Below are 450 nucleotides of genomic sequence, written 5' to 3'. Positions count from 1 at the left end.
CGATCGTATCGCTGACGTTGGTGACGGCTTCGGCTGGATTAACGGCCAGATTCTCGAAATCGCCACCGGTGGTGCCGGTGACACTTACTTTGACCTGACCGGCGTCTTTGTAGACGTCATCGGCCGGTGCCGCGACGGTGACTTGACCGACAGTTTGGCCGGCGGCGATAGCGATGGTCGCGCCGTTGCTCAGGGTCACGGTCATCGCCGTGCCCGCTGGGTTGCTCAGGGTCGCGGTGTAGACGATCTGGCCGCCTTCGGCGACATCACCGGTGGCGCTCAGCACCAGATTGGTGGTGGCCTGAGTGGCCGGGCTGTCGGTGACGGTAGTAGTCGGGTTACCTGCGGTTTCGAGCTGCTCGTAATTGCCGCCTTCGACCTTGCTGATGCTGTTGGTCAGCGGAGCGTTGGTGTTGTAAACGTTGTTCGGCGCGGTGAAGTTGACCGAGC

General features: G+C 62.0%; 1 protein-coding gene. It reads right to left on the bottom strand.

Going from position 1 to position 450, the window contains the following annotated elements; all coding sequences use genetic code 11:
- A partial coding sequence (locus ABEH27_RS25740) for an immunoglobulin-like domain-containing protein (protein WP_346616254.1) occupies window positions 1-450 on the bottom strand: 450 nt, incomplete at both ends.

This window comes from Pseudomonas sp. P39-UII1 (assembly GCF_039672635.1).
GTDB lineage: Bacteria > Pseudomonadota > Gammaproteobacteria > Pseudomonadales > Pseudomonadaceae > Aquipseudomonas.
Note: the sequence above shows the minus strand (reverse complement) of the source record. Positions and strands in the feature narration are given on the sequence as shown.